General features: G+C 46.1%; 15 protein-coding genes and 2 tRNA genes. 2 read left to right on the top strand and 15 right to left on the bottom strand.

What is annotated here, in order from left to right; all coding sequences use genetic code 11:
* The first annotated feature begins 16 nt into the window (after nucleotides 1-16).
* Together GXP65_RS13415 and GXP65_RS13410 are read left to right on the top strand one after the other, a co-directional pair.
* Nucleotides 17-1030 (top strand): U32 family peptidase, encoded by a 1014-nt coding sequence (locus GXP65_RS13415; RefSeq protein WP_005431919.1) that lies wholly within the window; start codon nucleotides 17-19, stop codon nucleotides 1028-1030.
* Between the two features lie 20 nt (nucleotides 1031-1050).
* Complete coding sequence (locus GXP65_RS13410; RefSeq protein ID WP_162093028.1) at nucleotides 1051-1929, top strand: U32 family peptidase; 879 nt, start codon at nucleotides 1051-1053, stop codon at nucleotides 1927-1929.
* A 69-nt stretch (nucleotides 1930-1998) separates the two neighbouring features.
* On the opposite strand, the gene vmrA is transcribed toward GXP65_RS13410, so the two are convergent.
* From vmrA to folP, 15 genes are all read right to left on the bottom strand, one after another.
* Nucleotides 1999-3345 (bottom strand): sodium-coupled multidrug efflux MATE transporter VmrA, encoded by a 1347-nt coding sequence (gene vmrA, locus GXP65_RS13405; RefSeq protein WP_162093027.1) that lies wholly within the window; start codon nucleotides 3343-3345, stop codon nucleotides 1999-2001.
* A 56-nt stretch (nucleotides 3346-3401) separates the two neighbouring features.
* On the bottom strand, nucleotides 3402-3815 hold the full coding sequence (locus GXP65_RS13400; protein WP_005530319.1) for a MarR family transcriptional regulator: 414 nt from the start codon (nucleotides 3813-3815) through the stop codon (nucleotides 3402-3404).
* Between the two features lie 97 nt (nucleotides 3816-3912).
* On the bottom strand, nucleotides 3913-4836 hold the full coding sequence (nlpI, locus tag GXP65_RS13395; RefSeq protein ID WP_038891085.1) for a lipoprotein NlpI: 924 nt from the start codon (nucleotides 4834-4836) through the stop codon (nucleotides 3913-3915).
* Nucleotides 4837-5019: 183 nt separating this feature from the next.
* On the bottom strand, nucleotides 5020-7152 hold the full coding sequence (gene pnp / locus GXP65_RS13390; RefSeq protein ID WP_005530322.1) for a polyribonucleotide nucleotidyltransferase: 2133 nt from the start codon (nucleotides 7150-7152) through the stop codon (nucleotides 5020-5022).
* A gap of 313 nt (nucleotides 7153-7465) precedes the next feature.
* A complete protein-coding gene (gene rpsO, locus GXP65_RS13385) occupies nucleotides 7466-7735 on the bottom strand; it encodes a 30S ribosomal protein S15 (RefSeq protein ID WP_005380094.1) in 270 nt (89 codons plus the stop codon).
* Between the two features lie 150 nt (nucleotides 7736-7885).
* Entirely contained in the window at nucleotides 7886-8830 is a 945-nt protein-coding gene (gene truB / locus GXP65_RS13380; RefSeq protein WP_005431933.1) for a tRNA pseudouridine(55) synthase TruB, read from the bottom strand.
* The gene (gene rbfA / locus GXP65_RS13375) at nucleotides 8830-9237 is read right to left on the bottom strand and encodes a 30S ribosome-binding factor RbfA (protein WP_162093026.1); all 408 of its coding nucleotides are present in this window, start codon (nucleotides 9235-9237) and stop codon (nucleotides 8830-8832) included. Before rbfA ends, truB begins: the two co-directional genes overlap by 1 nt.
* Nucleotides 9238-9346: 109 nt before the next feature.
* On the bottom strand, nucleotides 9347-12031 hold the full coding sequence (gene infB / locus GXP65_RS13370; protein ID WP_005530326.1) for a translation initiation factor IF-2: 2685 nt from the start codon (nucleotides 12029-12031) through the stop codon (nucleotides 9347-9349).
* Between the two features lie 21 nt (nucleotides 12032-12052).
* On the bottom strand, nucleotides 12053-13540 hold the full coding sequence (nusA, locus tag GXP65_RS13365) for a transcription termination factor NusA (RefSeq protein ID WP_005530328.1): 1488 nt from the start codon (nucleotides 13538-13540) through the stop codon (nucleotides 12053-12055).
* 36 nt (nucleotides 13541-13576) lie between these two features.
* Nucleotides 13577-14032 carry a ribosome maturation factor RimP gene (gene rimP / locus GXP65_RS13360; RefSeq protein WP_005530330.1) on the bottom strand — a complete coding sequence of 152 codons (456 nt, stop codon included), beginning with the start codon at nucleotides 14030-14032 and terminating at the stop codon, nucleotides 13577-13579.
* Between the two features lie 232 nt (nucleotides 14033-14264).
* A tRNA-Met gene (locus GXP65_RS13355) sits at nucleotides 14265-14341 on the bottom strand.
* A 56-nt stretch (nucleotides 14342-14397) separates the two neighbouring features.
* A tRNA-Leu gene (locus GXP65_RS13350) sits at nucleotides 14398-14481 on the bottom strand.
* An 18-nt stretch (nucleotides 14482-14499) separates the two neighbouring features.
* A complete protein-coding gene (gene secG / locus GXP65_RS13345) occupies nucleotides 14500-14838 on the bottom strand; it encodes a preprotein translocase subunit SecG (protein ID WP_005530332.1) in 339 nt (112 codons plus the stop codon).
* A 225-nt stretch (nucleotides 14839-15063) separates the two neighbouring features.
* Nucleotides 15064-16404 carry a phosphoglucosamine mutase gene (glmM, locus tag GXP65_RS13340; protein ID WP_162093025.1) on the bottom strand — a complete coding sequence of 447 codons (1341 nt, stop codon included), beginning with the start codon at nucleotides 16402-16404 and terminating at the stop codon, nucleotides 15064-15066.
* A 19-nt stretch (nucleotides 16405-16423) separates the two neighbouring features.
* Nucleotides 16424-17254: a dihydropteroate synthase gene (gene folP / locus GXP65_RS13335; RefSeq protein WP_162093024.1), complete on the bottom strand. Its 831-nt coding sequence runs from the start codon at nucleotides 17252-17254 to the stop codon at nucleotides 16424-16426.
* Nucleotides 17255-17286 lie beyond the last annotated feature (32 nt).

Below are 17286 nucleotides of genomic sequence, written 5' to 3'. Positions count from 1 at the left end.
CTATGATTGTGAGCATATGGAACTCTTGTGTCCCGCGGGTAACTTGCCTGCGCTAAAAACCGCGATTGATTGCGGTGCAGACGCCGTATACATCGGCTTTAAAGACGATACCAACGCTCGTCACTTTGCTGGCCTGAACTTCAACGGCAAGAAGCTAGAAAAAGCGGTGCAATACGTTCATGACCGCAACAAAAAGATCCACGTTGCGCTTAACACTTTTGCCCACCCAAATGGTTTTGAACGTTGGACAAACGCTGTCGACAACGCTGCGGCACTGGGTGTCGATGCACTGATCGTGGCTGACATTGCGGTACTTGAGTACGCTGCTCGCAAATACCCAGAGCTCGAACTACACCTTTCTGTACAGGCATCAGCGACCAACGTTGCTGCGGTAGATTTCTACAAGCAAAACTTCAACGTCAAACGTGTTGTACTGCCTCGCGTACTGTCTATCCATCAGGTAAAACAGCTTTCTCGCAACATCACTAGCGATGTCGAGCTCGAAGTCTTTGCTTTTGGTAGCCTGTGCATCATGTCAGAAGGTCGTTGCTACCTGTCTTCGTACATGACTGGCGAATCACCAAACACCGTTGGTGCGTGTTCTCCGGCAAAATACGTTCGCTGGCAAGAAACAGAAAACGGGCTGGAATCTCGTCTTAACGACATCCTGATCGATCGCTACAGCGCTGGTGAAAACGCGGGCTACCCAACCTTGTGTAAAGGTCGTTTCGAAGCTGAAATTGAAGGCGAGAAAAAACGCTACCACGCACTGGAAGAGCCAACCAGTTTGAACACCCTTTCTATGTTGCCTGAGCTGTTTGCTGCCAATGTCGCTTCCGTAAAAATTGAAGGTCGCCAACGTAGCCCTGCTTACGTAGAACAAGTAACGCGCACGTGGCGTGCAGCGATTGATCGTTACCAAGCAAATCCAGAGGCTTACCAAGTAGAAGCAGCTTGGGATGCAGCGTTGGCAAACGTGTCTGAAGGTACGCAAACCACACTTGGTGCTTACCACCGTAAATGGCAGTAGAGGTTAAGATGGATAACTCAATGAAATACGCACTTGGTCCGTTGTTGTACTTCTGGCCAAAGCAAGACGTTGAAGCATTTTATGAACAAGCGAAATCAAGCTCTGCGGACATCATCTACCTTGGTGAGACCGTATGTTCAAAACGTCGTGAAATGAAGCCTGCACATTGGTTTGATATCGCGAAAGAACTCTCTGCGGCTGGCAAACAAGTCGTGCTTTCCACGATGGCGTTATTAGAAGCGCCAAGTGAAGTGAACATCATGAAGAAGTACATCGACAACGGTGACTTCGCGATTGAAGCCAACGATGTGTCTGCGGTTCAACTGGCTTCTGAGCACAAAGTGCCTTTCGTCGTTGGCCCAGCGGTTAACACTTACAACGCGCACACGCTTAACTTGTTCCTAAAGCAAGGCATGATCCGCTGGTGTATGCCTGTAGAGCTGTCTCGTGAATGGCTTAGTAATACCTTGCTTCAATGTGATGAACTTGGCATTCGCAATAAGTTTGAAGTGGAAGTTTTCAGCCACGGTTATCTGCCACTGGCTTACTCGGCGCGCTGCTTTACCGCTCGTGCAGAAAACAAAGCTAAAGATGATTGCGAAACTTGCTGTATTAAATACCCAACAGGTATCCAAGTAAGCAGCCAAGAAGGTCAGGAAGTATTTAACCTCAACGGTATCCAAACTCAGTCTGGTTACTGCTACAACCTGATCAACGATCTGCCAAGCATGGAAGGTCTGGTTGACGTGGTACGTTTGAGTCCACTCGGTCTTAGCACCTTCTCTGAGCTAGACCAGTTCCGCTCCAATGAGAAAGGCACCAACCCAGGCAAGATCCAAGACCGCCAATGTAACGGTTACTGGCATCAACTTGCTGGCTTAGAGGTGAAAAACATCTAAGCCTTTCTCTGGGTTTCAAGCCAATAAAAAAGCGAGGTACTGACCTCGCTTTTTCGTATTAATATTCGGTTAAGAGACTTGAACACTCGGCGCTGGAGAACTCTCATTCATTATCTTCTTAATATCACGCCACAACATTGTCATCACGACCAGACTCAAGGCGATGTTAGACAATGGAAATGCAATCCAAATACCCGTCACACCCAACAGCTTCGGCATGATGAACAAGAACGGTAATTGAATCACCATATTACCAATGGTCACAAACATCGCTTTACTGCCTTTGTTTACCGATTGGTAGTACGCCGCCGCAACCACCAAGAAGCCATCTAAGAACAGCGCAAACATGTGTAGACGGATACCGACCACCGTCGCATCAATCAGATGTTGGTCTGCGTTGTTGAACACCGAGACAAACTCGTATGGGAAGATGTTCATCAGAATAACAAACGCGACACCACCGAGCACTGACGTGCCCATTGCGACCTTCAATAGCTTACGAATATTGTCTTGATTGCGTGCACCGTGGTTATAGCTCACCAAAGGCTGCATACCATTAGCGATGCCTTCTGCGATCAAGTAGTAGACCGTCACGATATAGCCTAAGATGGCGTAAGCACCAATCAACAACGCACTGCCGTACTGGGCAAACAGCACGTTATGCAGTGCGACCATCATTGAGCCATAAGCGTACATAAAGAAGCTAGACGTGCCTATCATGACAATCTTAGGAATGACATCAAACTGCATCTTCAAATCGCTGAAAGACAAGCGCATGTTGGCTCTGGAAGTAAAGAAGTACCCCACACCCAAAATCGTCACAACCATCTGCGCCAGAGCGGTAGCAATTGCAGCACCGGTAAGCTCCCAGCCAAGCCAAGCGATAAAGATATAGTCGAGCACGATATTGATTACCGCGCCGATCACCATCAAGATGGTGGCTAAGTTAGGGCTATCATCATTACGCAGCAAAAACGGCACTGCAATCGAGCCCAGCGAGAACACACACGCGACACTCAGGATATGCAGGTACTGCAAACCAAGCTCGTAAACACGACCTTCAGCGCCCTGCCAGCGAATAAAGTCATCGGCGAAGAACAACAAGGTTGTCGCCACTATTGGCATCAGAGCGACTAAAAGCAATAGACCAGTTGAGAGAATGCGTTTCGCGCCCTCACTGTCTTTTTCACCTTGTTTGATAGAGGCGAGTGCGCCCGTACCTACACCCACCATCATACCGATACCGAGTATCGAGCCGATAATTGGCCAAGCAACGTTGATCCCCGCTAATCCGTCAGCACCGACATACCGACCGATAAAGATACCATCCACCACTTGATACAAGCCGTTAACCAGCATGGCTGCGACGGTCGGAATTGTGTATTTCCAAAACTGTTTATAAATAGAGTTTTGCATGACTACCACCAATAGTTAGCAAAGCTAACTAAATTGATAAAAGAATAAAAATAGGTTTAGTTTCCGAGCGCTTTATCTAATAGCGCTTTCAATTGCTGTGCTTCTTTCGCATCCAACTTACGCATAAGCTGCTGTGAAATATCTTTATACACCACTTGTTCCAAAGACATTTCAGCTATCACTTCTTCCGTTAATAGCACACGTTTAGAGCGAGCATCTTCGTTACAAGCAATGCGCCTTACCAAGCCTTTTTTCTCCAAACGAACCACCATATTTGAAGCCGAAGGTTTGGTAACTTGAAGCTCTTCCGCTAAGTCGGTAATGCGTACACCTTCTGGGTGCAGTTGAATCACTCGCAAGTAATCAAACTCATTAAAACTCAGGTGCGAAAGTGGATCTTCTTTGGCATAAACACGCCACGCTTTGGCACAAAAGCGTTCTAAATCAATCAGGCTTTTTTCTAATGCCATTATGCTTTGCCCATTTAGTTAGCAAGGCTAACTATTTTAGTGAAGCCATCCAAATTCTTCAAGCACAAAAAAGCCGCTCTGATTGAGCGGCTCATGGTTATTTTTCTTCTTGTTGCTCTTGCTCGGCTTTGAGCTTAGCAAGTTGTTCTTGCTGCAACTGATCGTAGATTTGCGCCAACTCCAAGAAAGAGTAACGGTGCTCTACGTATTCATAAACGTTGAAAGAGATCGCCAGCTTGTACAACGAGATCGCGTCAGCAATATCACCCTCGAGTTGGTAACGCTTACCAAGGTAGAAGTAAGTTTCTGTCAAACGCTCAGCAAGGCGGTAATTCTCACGCGTGCCATCCATGATAGCTTTTAGTGCGGCATCATCAGACACGTCACGCAGCATGATGGCAACCAGAACCCAGCCCCACTCTTCACTTCGGTCGCGCTGGTAACGCTTCTCTAGGTTCGCTTTCGCTTGCTCAGGGTTTTGCTCTGCTTCGATGATGTAAAGCCATAGTGCACGGAACGGGTCACTCGGCATTTCTTCATAATGCTTAGTCATGTCTTCCAGAGCCAGATCGATACGACCACCGTAGTAAAGCGCTATCGCTCGGTTACGCTCTGCGTATGAATTCTCTGGTGCTAGCTCTAATGTCGAATCGAACGCTTCGTAAGCCGCATCAAACTCGCCAACTTGAGTGAAATACACGCCTAGTAGGTTAAAGATATCTGGTTGAGCTGGATTCAGTTGTAGAGACTGATTGAAGTCCAAACGAGCAAGATCGCGCAGGCCAACACTGTCGTAGTAGTTACCACGCTCGTAATGCATCTTAGCGCGAACTTCATCACTCAGGTCTGGACGCTGTAAAAGCTGGGAAAGGCGCGCAATCTGAACTTCTTGTTGCACGCTTGGTTGTAGCGGTACCGCCATCGGAGGGTAGATCCACTGTTGTGCCGATTGTTGAGAGGTATTAGCACAACCGGTCAGCGCGATAGCAACACATAAACTTGCGGTTTGAAACCATTTCACTAATTGGTACTCCTGTTTGGACCGCTCTGGGTCTGTTTCTCTTTATGCACTATAGGCTAGTTAACTTCGCTTGAGGCGATAATTGGTGAAACAGGCCAAAAAAAAGGGGAGCGAAAATGCTCCCCTTTTATAGCATGCTTTCAGGCTCTTAAGCTAATAAAAGACCAAAAGTCGAAACTTAGATTACTCGCCTTTTGCTTCAGAAGCGTCGTTTGCTTCTTCTGCTGGCTTCTCTACTGCTTCTTTCATACTTAGACGTACACGGCCTTGACGGTCAATTTCAAGAACTTTAACTTGAACTTCTTGACCTTCAGTTAGGTAGTCAGACACTTTCTCAACGCGTTTTTCAGCGATTTGAGAGATGTGCACTAGACCATCTTTACCAGGAAGAACCGTTACGAATGCACCAAAGTCAGCTAGACGTGCAACTTTACCAGTGTAGATACGGCCTACTTCAACTTCAGCAGTGATCTCTTCGATACGGCGGATAGCTTCTTTCGCTGCTGCACCTTCAGTTGCTGCAATCTTGATAGTACCGTCGTCTTCGATTTCGATAGTTGTACCAGTCTCTTCAGTTAGAGCACGGATAACTGCACCACCTTTACCGATAACGTCTTTGATCTTCTCTGCGCTGATCTTCATTGTGTGAATGCGAGGAGCGAATTCAGAGATGTCTTCACGAGCACCAGAGATAGCTTCATCCATTACAGATAGGATGTGCTTACGTGCACCTTGAGCTTGGTTAAGCGCAATTTGCATGATCTCTTTAGTGATACCTTCGATCTTGATGTCCATTTGAAGTGCAGTGATACCAGTGTTAGTACCTGCTACTTTAAAGTCCATGTCACCTAGGTGGTCTTCGTCACCAAGGATGTCAGAAAGAACAACGAAGTCGTCGCCTTCTTTAACAAGACCCATTGCGATACCCGCAACAGAAGACTTGATTGGCACACCTGCGTCCATAAGAGCAAGAGAAGTACCACATACAGAAGCCATTGAAGAAGAACCGTTAGATTCTGTGATTTCCGATACAACACGTACTGTGTATGGGAACTCATCAACAGAAGGCATTACTGCTGCGATACCGCGTTTAGCCAGTTTACCGTGACCGATTTCACGACGCTTAGGAGAACCTACAAAACCAGTTTCACCAACACAGTATGGAGGGAAGTTGTAGTGTAGTAGGAAGTGATCTTTACGCTCACCTGTTAGCTCATCGATGATTTGAGCGTCACGCTGCGTACCTAGAGTCGCAGTTACTAGCGCCTGAGTTTCACCACGAGTAAATAGTGAAGAACCGTGAGTACGAGGAAGAACACCAGTACGTACGTCAAGCGCACGAACCATGTCTTTTTCACGACCGTCGATACGTGGGTTACCAGCGATGATGCTGCGACGTACAACTGTCTTCTCTAGATCGTGGAAGATAGTGTGGATTTCTTTTGTGTTTGCTTCTGGATCTTCAGCAAGCAGCACTTCGTTAACTTCACCAGCGATCTCGTGGATGCGGTCGTAACGAGCCATCTTCTCTGTGATTTGGTAAGCTTCAACCAGTTTTGCTTCAGCAAGTTCAGCAATCTTAGTTACAAGCGCAGTGTTCTCTGCTGGAGCAACCCAATCCCAAGCAGGAGTAGCAACTTCAGCTTTGAATTCGTTGATTGCTTTGATCACAGCTTGTTGTTGATCGTGACCGAATACAACAGCAGATAGCATTTCTTCTTCAGTTAGGTTGTCAGCTTCTGATTCAACCATTAGTACTGCAGATTCAGTACCTGCAACAACTAGGTCTAGTTTAGATGTTTCTAGCTCAGTGTTGCTTGGGTTAAGTACTAGTTGACCGTCGATGTGACCAACACGCGCAGCACCGATAGGACCGTTGAACGGAATACCAGAGATAGCTAGCGCAGCAGACGTACCAATCATTGTTGGGATGTCTGGTTGAACGTCTGGGTTCACAGATACTACTGTTGCAATAACTTGTACTTCGTTTTTGAATGCATCTGGGAATAGAGGACGGATTGGACGGTCGATTAGACGAGCCGTTAGCGTTTCGCCTTCAGAAGGACGACCTTCACGCTTGAAGAAACCACCAGGGATTTTACCTGCTGCGTAAGTACGCTCTTGGTAGTTAACTGTTAGAGGGAAGAAGTCTTGACCTTCAACCGCTTCTTTTTTACCAACTACAGAAACAAATACTGCTGTATCGTCCATAGTAACCATTACTGCAGCCGTAGCTTGACGTGCGATAACGCCAGTTTCTAGAGTAACTGTGTGGTTACCGTACTGGAACGTTTTAACAACTGGTTTTTCGAACATTGTTATTCCTTGTTTCCAAGCGCATCGATTGATTTGCTTAGAGAGTATTGATTGATACCCAAGGCATTACGAATCGCGACTAGTAAAAACAAACTAATGTGGCGTTCAGTTCACTTTTAATAGTCGCGACCTTTTGGTCGACGTGGTTGACTGTAATGCAATGAGCCTAGTGAAAATCTCTAAACGAGATTTAGCCGCGTGTAGTATAACGGCATAAGTCTGATTTGGCTAAGCTATAGCAGTCAAAATAAGTAACAGGCAACAAAAAAGGGGCATAAAGCCCCTTTTAGACAAACTGCTATGCAGTCGCTGATTAGCGACGTAGGCCTAGACGCTTGATTAGGTCTTGGTAGCGAGCTAGATTTTTACCTTTTAGGTAATCTAGAAGCTTACGACGACGAGAAACCATACGTAGAAGACCACGACGGCTGTGGTGATCGCCTTTGTGTGCTTTGAAGTGACCTTGTAGGTGGTTGATAGAAGCTGTAAGTAGAGCTACTTGAACTTCTGGTGAACCAGTGTCGCCTTCGCCTTGTGCGTATTCTGCAACGATTGCTGCTTTAGTTTCTGCATTCAGAGACATAATTCTCTCCTAATAAGAGTAGGTTTAAAGTTGTAGCAGCCAATCTCTGATTCAGCCGCTACGCGAAGCGCGAATTATAGGGAAGTTTCCTCACCCGCGCAATATAAAAATACCGGCATTATCGCCGGTATTTTCTGGAGCTTAGTGAAGTTACTCTTCGTCGCGGAAAACCACCAAACGTTTTGGTGCCACTTTTCCATCGTCGTTCACTTCAGCAACGCCAATAAACAGCTTATCTTCACCAGAAGTCATGCGAATTGGGGTACCCTCTGGCGCACCCAGTACCTGCACTGGCATACCATGCTGTACTAAGTTAGTTAGCTCAGCATTTAGGTTTACCTCAGGCAAATCTTCAACGGCAGTGTCCATTGGCAACAGCAGTGGATCAAGCAACTCTTTCGGTGCTACTTCATCGCGATGTGCTTGTTCAAGCAACTCATTAAGTTGTTCTAGCGTCACCATTTTTTCGTATGGGTACTTAGCAACACCAGTACGACGAAGCATAGTCACGTGTGCGCCACAGCCAAGCATTTCACCTAGGTCATCAACGATAGTACGGATGTAAGTGCCTTTTGAGCAGTGTACTTCCATCTCAACTTCATCACCTTCAAAACGGTGAAGTACGATTTCGTATACCGTGATCTTGCGAGATTCACGTGGCACTTCGATGCCTTTACGAGCGTACTCGTACAATGGCTTACCTTGGTACTTCAATGCTGAGAACATTGAAGGAACTTGGTCTGATTCACCACGGAACGTATCAATACACGCTTCTAACTTCTCTAGGTTCACATCAATAGGACGCGTCTCTACCACTTCGCCATCAGAGTCAGACGTATCAGTACGCTCACCTAACTTTGCGATTACGCGGTAGCGCTTGTCTGAATCTAACAAGAACTGAGAGAACTTGGTTGCTTCACCTAAGCAGATTGGCAACATGCCCGTCGCTAGTGGGTCCAATGCACCCGTATGACCCGCTTTCTCAGCAAAGTAGATACGCTTTACTTTTTGCAGTGCATCATTGGAAGAAATACCTGTTGGTTTGTCCAACAAGATAACGCCATTAATTGGACGACCTTTACGACGACGAGCCATTACTTTTCCCCTGCCTGATCTTCTTCGCGACCTGAATCTTGCTGTTTACGTTTATCTTCGTTAACAACTTCAGAAACTAGGTTCGACATGCGCATACCTTCTACTAGTGTGTTGTCGTAGTAGAAACGGATTTCAGGCGTTAGACGTAGGCGAATACGCTTACCAAGCATCATACGGATGTGCACTTCGTGCTCACGTAGTGCTGCTAGGCATGATTCTGGTGTTTGCTCACCCACACATAAGAAAGTAACGAATACTTTTGCGTAAGCAAGGTCGCGTGACACTTCTACGTCTGAAATCGTAACCATGCCTAGGCGAGAGTCACGAACTTCACGTTGAAGGATCATCGCAAGTTCTTTTTGCAGCTGCTGTGATACGCGCTGCGTGCGGCTAAATTCTTTTGACATATTCATTCTCTTAAATAGAAAGAATGGGGGGATGGTCAAGCCAGCCCCCCATGGTGTATTCAACAACCAATTACTGTTTGTCTTTCAGACGGTTAGTAATTTTAGTCAATTAGTCTAGAGTACGTTTGATTTCAACGATTTCGAATACTTCGATCTGGTCGCCAACGCGAACGTCGTTGTAGTTCTTAACGCCGATACCACACTCGTAGCCATTCTTAACTTCTTGAACGTCATCTTTAAAGCGACGAAGTGATTCTAGCTCACCTTCGTAGATAACAACGTTGTCGCGTAGAACGCGGATTGGGTTGTTACGCTTAATTAGACCTTCAGTAACCATACAACCAGCGATTGCGCCCAGTTTCGGTGACTTAAATACGTCACGTACTTCAGCAAGACCAATGATCTCTTGCTTGAATTCTGGAGCAAGCATACCGCCCATTGCTTGTTTAACTTCGTCAATCAATTGGTAAATGATTGAGTAGTAACGTAGGTCAACGCTTGCTGCTTCAATCGCACGACGAGCAGATGCATCCGCACGTACGTTAAAGCCAAGGATGATTGCGTTTGAAGCTTCTGCAAGAACTGCGTCAGTCTCAGTAATACCACCAACACCAGAACCAACGATGTTCACTTTAACTTCGTCAGTAGACAGTTTCAGTAGAGAGTCTGCGATTGCTTCTACAGAGCCTTGTACGTCAGCTTTCAGTACTACGTTTAGTTCAGCAACTTCACCAGCAGTCATGTTAGAGAACATGTTTTCTAGTTTAGATTTCTGCTGACGAGCAAGTTTCACTTCACGGAACTTACCAGCACGGTAGTTCGCTACTTCACGCGCTTTACGCTCGTCACGTACGACTGTTGCTTCATCACCTGAAGATGGTACACCTGAAAGACCTAGGATCTCTACAGGGATAGATGGACCAGCTTCTGTGATTTCTTTACCTAGTTCGTCACGCATTGCACGAACACGGCCGTATTCTTGACCACAAAGAACGATATCGCCTTTGTTTAGCGTACCTGATTGAACAAGTACTGTTGCAACTGGACCGCGACCTTTATCTAGACGAGATTCAACAACAACACCAGATGCCATGCCTTCTGCTACAGCTGTAAGCTCTAGAACTTCAGATTGAAGAAGGATTGCTTCTAGAAGACCGTCGATGTTTGTACCCTGTTTAGCAGAGATGTGAACGAACATGTTCTCACCGCCCCATTCCTCAGGGATTACGTCGTATTGAGCTAGCTCATTCTTAACGTTGTCTGGGTTCGCGTCTTCTTTATCGATCTTGTTCACAGCAACAATCAGAGGAACGCCTGCCGCTTTCGCGTGCTGGATCGCTTCAACTGTTTGTGGCATTACGCCATCGTCTGCTGCAACTACAAGAACAACGATATCTGTCGCTTGAGCACCACGAGCACGCATAGCAGTAAACGCCGCGTGTCCAGGAGTATCAAGGAACGTGATCATGCCGTTGTCAGTTTCAACGTGGTAAGCACCGATGTGCTGTGTGATACCACCCGCTTCGCCTGAAGCAACGTGAGTACGACGGATGTAATCAAGTGTTGACGTTTTACCGTGGTCAACGTGACCCATGATTGTTACTACTGGAGCGCGTGGTACTGCTTCTGCGTTTGTATCACGATCAGATAGTACTGCTTCTTCCAGTTCGTTCTCTTTACGAAGAACTACCTTGTGACCCATTTCTTCAGCAACAAGTTGTGCTGTTTCTTGGTCGATCACTTGGTTGATAGTCGCCATAGCGCCCATCTTCATCATTACTTTGATAACTTCTGTCGCTTTAACCGACATCTTGTTAGCAAGTTCAGAAAGAACGATTGTCTCACCGATTACTACGTCTTGTTTTGCTACAGTCGCAGACTTATCGAAACCGTGTTGCATTGAAGTTGGCTTAGCAAGTTTGCCTTTGTTACGGCCTTTGCCACCACGTTGGTTACGACCACCGCGTGATTGCTCTTCTTTTGCTGGTTTCTTCTTCTTACGACGAGCACCACCTTCTTCTTTACGGTCAGCTGCATCTTCAGCTTCACGAGCGTAACGAGAAGTAGTTACGTGGTAGTCAGAGTTTTCAAGCTCTTTCTTTTTAGTCTCTTCTTCAGACCAACGAGCTTCGTTCTCTTCTGCAAGTTTACGAGCTTCTTCAACTAGCTTAGCCGCTTCTTGCTCAGCTTTACGTTGGGCTTCTTCTTCCTGACGACGCTTTAGCTCGTCAGCTTCTTTCTTCGCTTGCGTATTAGCATCCGCGTTTTTTGCATTCATTTCTTTCTTAGCCTTATCAGCTTGTGCGCGTTTTGCCTTTTCTTCAGCTTCACGTTTTGCATCCGCTTCACGTTTCGCTTTCTCATCGGCTTCGCGCTGTGCTTTCTCTGCAGCTTCACGTTTGGCTTGTTCTTCAGCCTCACGCTTCGCAAGCTCTTCAGCTTCACGTTTTGCTGCTTCCTCAGCCTCACGTTTTGCGTCGTCTTCGATAGTGCTGCGCTTCACATATGTGCGCTTCTTACGCACTTCTACTTGAACATCCTTACTTTTGCCGCCACCTGCTGCAACACTTAGCGTGCTACGAGTCTTACGTTGAAGCGTCAGTCTAGTAGGTTCAGATTCGCCCGACTTATCGCCGTGCTCTTTCTTCAGGTGAGAGAGAAGCTTTTGCTTCTCTTCATCCGATACATGGTCAGAACTCGCTTTGTTCATGCCAGCGTCAGCAAGTTGTTCCATTAAGCGGTCGACTGGAGTACCAATCTCTTCACTCAGAGCTTTAACTGTTAATTGTGTCATGCCGCTTCCTCCTTGCTGATATTATGCTTCTTCGCCGAACCAACAGATGTTACGTGCAGCCATGATAAGCTCACCTGCGCGTTCTTCTGTCAGGCCTTCAATACCTTCTAAATCGTCGATACCTTGGTCGGCTAGATCTTCTAGTGTTGCTACACCTTTTGCTGCCAACTTGAATGCCATCTCACGCTCTAGACCTTCAAGGCCTAGTAGGTCTTCAGCAGGTTCTAGACCTTCAAAAGACTCTTCTTGCGCTAGGGCAATTGTCGTTAGTGCGTCTTTCGCACGGCTACGAAGTTCTTCTACAAGCTCTTCGTTTAGGCCGTCTACGTCTAGCAGTTCATTAACTGGAACGTATGCGATTTCTTCTAGCGTTGAGAAACCTTCCTCAACAAGCAGTTGAGCGAAGTCTTCTTCAATGTCTAGGTACTTCATGAAGTTTTCGATAGACGCTTGAGACTCTTCAGCGTGTTTCTTCTGAAGATCTGCCACAGTCATTACGTTCAGTTCCCAACCCGTTAGTTGAGATGCTAGACGTACGTTTTGACCGTTACGACCGATAGCTTGCGCTAGGTTGTCAGCTTCAACAGCGATGTCCATTGAGTGTGCATCTTCATCAACGATGATAGAAGCAACATCAGCTGGTGCCATTGCGTTGATAACGAATTGAGCTGGGTTATCGTCCCAAAGAACGATATCGATACGCTCACCACCAAGCTCACCAGATACTGCTTGTACACGTGCACCACGCATACCAACACACGCACCTACAGGGTCGATACGCTTGTCGTTTGTTTTAACAGCGATCTTAGCGCGAGAACCTGGATCACGTGCAGCGCCTTTAAGTTCGATGATTTCTTCAGCGATCTCTGGCACTTCTACACGGAACAGTTCAGCCAGCATTTCTGGCTTAGAACGAGTGATGAACAGTTGGAAACCACGCGCTTCAGGAGCAACTTTGTACAGAAGACCACGAACACGGTCACCTGGACGGAAGTTTTCACGAGGAAGTTGGTCATCACGTAGGATTACCGCTTCTGCGTTGTTACCAAGATCAAGTACAACCGTCTCGCGGTTTACTTTCTTAACAACACCAGTGATCAAATCACCTTCGTTGTCGATGAACTGTTCTACGATTTGCGCACGCTCAGCTTCACGGACTTTTTGTACGATAACTTGCTTAGCAGTTTGCGTCGTAATACGGTCGAATGTAACCGATGGGATATCGTCTTCTACGAAATCACCTAGTTGAATGTCTGCATCTTCGTATTGTGCAGCTTCTAGAGAGATTTCTTTTGTTGGGTTTTCAACATCTTCTACAACCAACCAACGGCGGAATGTTTCAAACTCACCCGTTTTACGGTCGATAGCTACGCGTACATCGATTTCGATTTCGTACTTTTTCTTTGTAGAAGTTGCTAGAGCAATCTCAAGAGCCTCAAAGATACGCTCACGAGGTACCGCTTTTTCGTTCGATACCGCTTCTGCTACCGCTAAAATTTCTTTACTCATTGTATTTAGCCTCTAAGCTTCAAATTTTTTAGGGAACTAAAATTTAGGGATCAGGTTAGCTTTTGAAATGTTACTTAGAGCAAACTCTTCTTGTTGCCCTTCACAAGTAACTGCAATTGTCTCACCATCAACGCTGTGGATAATACCTTTCCATTTACGACGGTTTGCAACAGCCATTTTCAATACGATGCTGACCTCGTGACCAATAAATTGCTCGTAATGTGCTGCTTTGAAAAGTGGTCTTTCTAAGCCTGGAGAAGAAACTTCTAGGCTGTAAGCAACAGAAATTGGATCTTCAACGTCTAATACTGCACTTACCTGATGGCTAACTTCTGCACAGGCATCTACGTTGATACCATTTTCATGGTCGATGTAGATACGCAACGTTGAGTGCGCACCCGCACGAATAAATTCTAATCCAACCAACTCGTAGCCTGTTGCTTCTACAGGAGCTTCAAGCATTTCAGTAAGTTGTCTTTCTAAACCAGTCATTTGAACCACTCCAGAAACAAAAAAAGGGCTCAGAGCCCAATCAAAAAACCAAGCAGTGATCCGAGTTAAATTACAAAAACTCAGATAACAAAAAACCCCGAAAGTCGGGGTTTTATGCTGCTGGACCCTGATACGTTAAGAATAGCCAAAAACTGCTTTTCTTAACTCACAGTGTGGTTAGCACTGTGCAAACTTGCCAATCGAATCATTCTTTCCAAATGAAAGAAGAGATTGGTTGCGGGGGCCGGATTTGAACCGACGACCTTCGGGTTATGAGCCCGACGAGCTACCAAGCTGCTCCACCCCGCGTCCGACTTGCTGAGCATTATACGCTCAACCAAGTGATTTACAAGTTTGTAAATTCATGGTGCCGAGAGAGGGACTCGAACCCTCACACCTAAGGCACTAGCACCTCATGCTAGCGTGTCTACCAATTTCACCATCTCGGCTACATAAACCTTTACAGCTTATTGTGGAATTTCATCACCTGTTGGTGCTGGAACTTCACTTGCTGCATCTTTAACTTGTTCTACAACTGGTTGACCTAGTGTTGGATCTACCCATTGTGACTCAGTCTTGTGCGTAGACATACGACCAAGTAGCAAGCTAACGATAAAAAATACGGTTGCTAAAATAGCAGTTGTTCGGGTTAAGAAATTACCTGAGCCGCTTGCACCAAACACTGTGTTTGAAGCACCTGCACCGAACGAGGCTCCCATATCTGCGCCTTTACCTTGTTGAATCAACACAAGGCCAATCACACCAAGCGCCGCCAACAGGTAAATCACAAGTAGAACTGAAAACATTTTTTTCCACCTATGTTCCAAATTGTTGAGCCAGCGCCGTTCAAAAACAATCGTGTTTATTTATGAACAAGGCTAGCGACCTCCTAACGGGAGGCGGAGCAATACTAGCGAAAGCCAGTAACGCTGACAAGGGAAAATTAGTAAAAAGTCACCACCAACGCATTAAGCGCTCAAAAAAAGGGCAAAAGTTGCCCTTTCCTCTCGCAAAATGGGTTAAAGCAATGATTAACAACTTGCTTTTACAGCTTCTGCAATCTTAAGCGCAGAGCTTTGAACAAGTTCCGCATCTTCACCTTCCACCATTACACGAATAAGTGGTTCAGTGCCTGATTTACGTAGTAATACTCGGCCTTTGTCACCCAACTCTACTTCTACTTCTGCAACTGAGTCTAGCACTGCTTGCGCTTCAAGTGGGTTGCTTTCACCAGCAAAGCGTACGTTCTCTAACACTTGTGGGTAAAGCGTCATACCTTGAGACAGGTCGTGCAATGTCATTTCGCTACCGACAACAGAAGCAAGCACTTGCAACGCAGCTACGATAGCGTCACCAGTAGTCACTTTATCTAGCAAGATAACGTGACCTGAGTTTTCAGCACCGATCTTCCAACCTTTAGCAAGTAGTTGCTCCATCACGTAACGGTCGCCAACCGCAGCACGTACGAACGGAATACCCAATTGCTTCAGGCCATTTTCCATACCTAGGTTAGTCATTAGCGTACCAACGACACCGCCTTTTAATTCGCCGCGACGCAGTGCATCACGAGCGATGATGTAAGCAATTTGGTCACCATCGATCTTGTTGCCCAAATGGTCAACCATGATGATACGGTCACCGTCACCATCGAACGCAAGGCCTAGGTGAGCTTGCTCTTCTACAACACGTTTTTGTAATGCGCGGACGTCTGTCGCACCGACTTCAGCATTGATGTTAGTACCGTTTGGCTCAACGCCCATAGCAACAACGTCAGCACCTAGCTCTTTAAATACGTTAGGAGCGATGTGGTAAGTAGCACCATGGGCACAATCAACCACAATCTTCACGTTCGCTAGGCTAAGATCTGATGGGAAGGTGCTCTTACAAAACTCGATGTAACGACCAGCAGCGTCGTTCAGACGTGTTGCTTTACCAAGCTCAGCTGACTCCACACATTCAATGTCTTTATCTAGCTCAGCTTCAATAGCAAGCTCGATATCATCCGGAAGCTTAGTACCCTCAGATGAGAAGAACTTGATGCCGTTATCATAGTATGGGTTGTGAGAAGCTGAAATAACGATGCCCGCTTCCGCTCGGAAGGTTTGCGTTAGGTAAGCAACCGCTGGGGTTGGCATTGGACCAGTAAAGGTTGCTTTCAGGCCAGCAGCGGCAAGACCGGCTTCAAGAGCAGATTCAAGCATGTAACCAGAGATACGCGTATCTTTACCGATGATAACTTTTTTTGTGCCTTGTTTCGCTAGTACACGACCAGCTGCCCAGCCAAGCTTCAGTACAAAATCTGGAGTAATTGGGTATTGTCCAACTTTACCGCGTACGCCATCAGTACCGAAATAACGTCTTTTATCAGACATAAAACTTTCCTTAATTCTTTTAGATATTTTTGTTCGTCATCTCAACCACTTTCATTGCTTCAATGGTTTCTTCAAAGTCATGAACTCGAATAATTTGCGCGCCTTTCATCGCCGCGATAGTCGCACAGACGACACTCGCATTGGTGCAGTCAGCCGCTGGCTTATCTAACAGATTGAAAATCATAGATTTACGCGACATACCGGCAAGGATTGGTAAGCCAAATTCATGGAATTTCTCAAGATGAGCGAGCATATGATAATTGTGTTCTATGGTTTTGCCAAAACCAAAACCTGGGTCAAGGATAAGTTGAGACTTATCGATACCCACAGCCTCACAAGCAGCAATTCGTTCTTGAAGGAATGCAGAGACATCCTCCATCAGATCATCGTATTGAGGATTGGCTTGCATCGTACGTGGCTGGCCTTTCATGTGCATCAGGCAAATTGGCAAGTTAGCTTCTGCTGCTACCTCTAATGCTCCCGGCTCTTGAAGCGCACGAACATCGTTAATGAGGTCTGCACCAGCAGCAACCGCTTGGCGCATCACTTCAGCTTTACTGGTATCAACAGAAATCCAAACATCGTGCTTATCACGTATCGCTTGGATAACAGGAATCACACGTTGCAGTTCTTCTTCTAATTCAACATCAGGGGCACCTGGTCGTGTTGATTCACCACCGATATCGATGATGCTCACACCAGCGGCGATCATTTTTTCAACTTGAGCAAGCGCTAATTCAAGTGAGTTAAATTTACCACCATCAGAAAATGAGTCAGGCGTGACATTGAGGATTGCCATAACATGAGGGCGAGAAAGATCGAGAGATTTGTTGTTTGCTTTAATAATCATAGCGTTAATAATCACAACAGATACAAAAACCC

The sequence above is a fragment of the Vibrio sp. LB10LO1 genome (genome assembly GCF_010092875.1).
Taxonomy (GTDB): Bacteria; Pseudomonadota; Gammaproteobacteria; order Enterobacterales; family Vibrionaceae; genus Vibrio; species Vibrio campbellii.
Note: the sequence above shows the minus strand (reverse complement) of the source record. Positions and strands in the feature narration are given on the sequence as shown.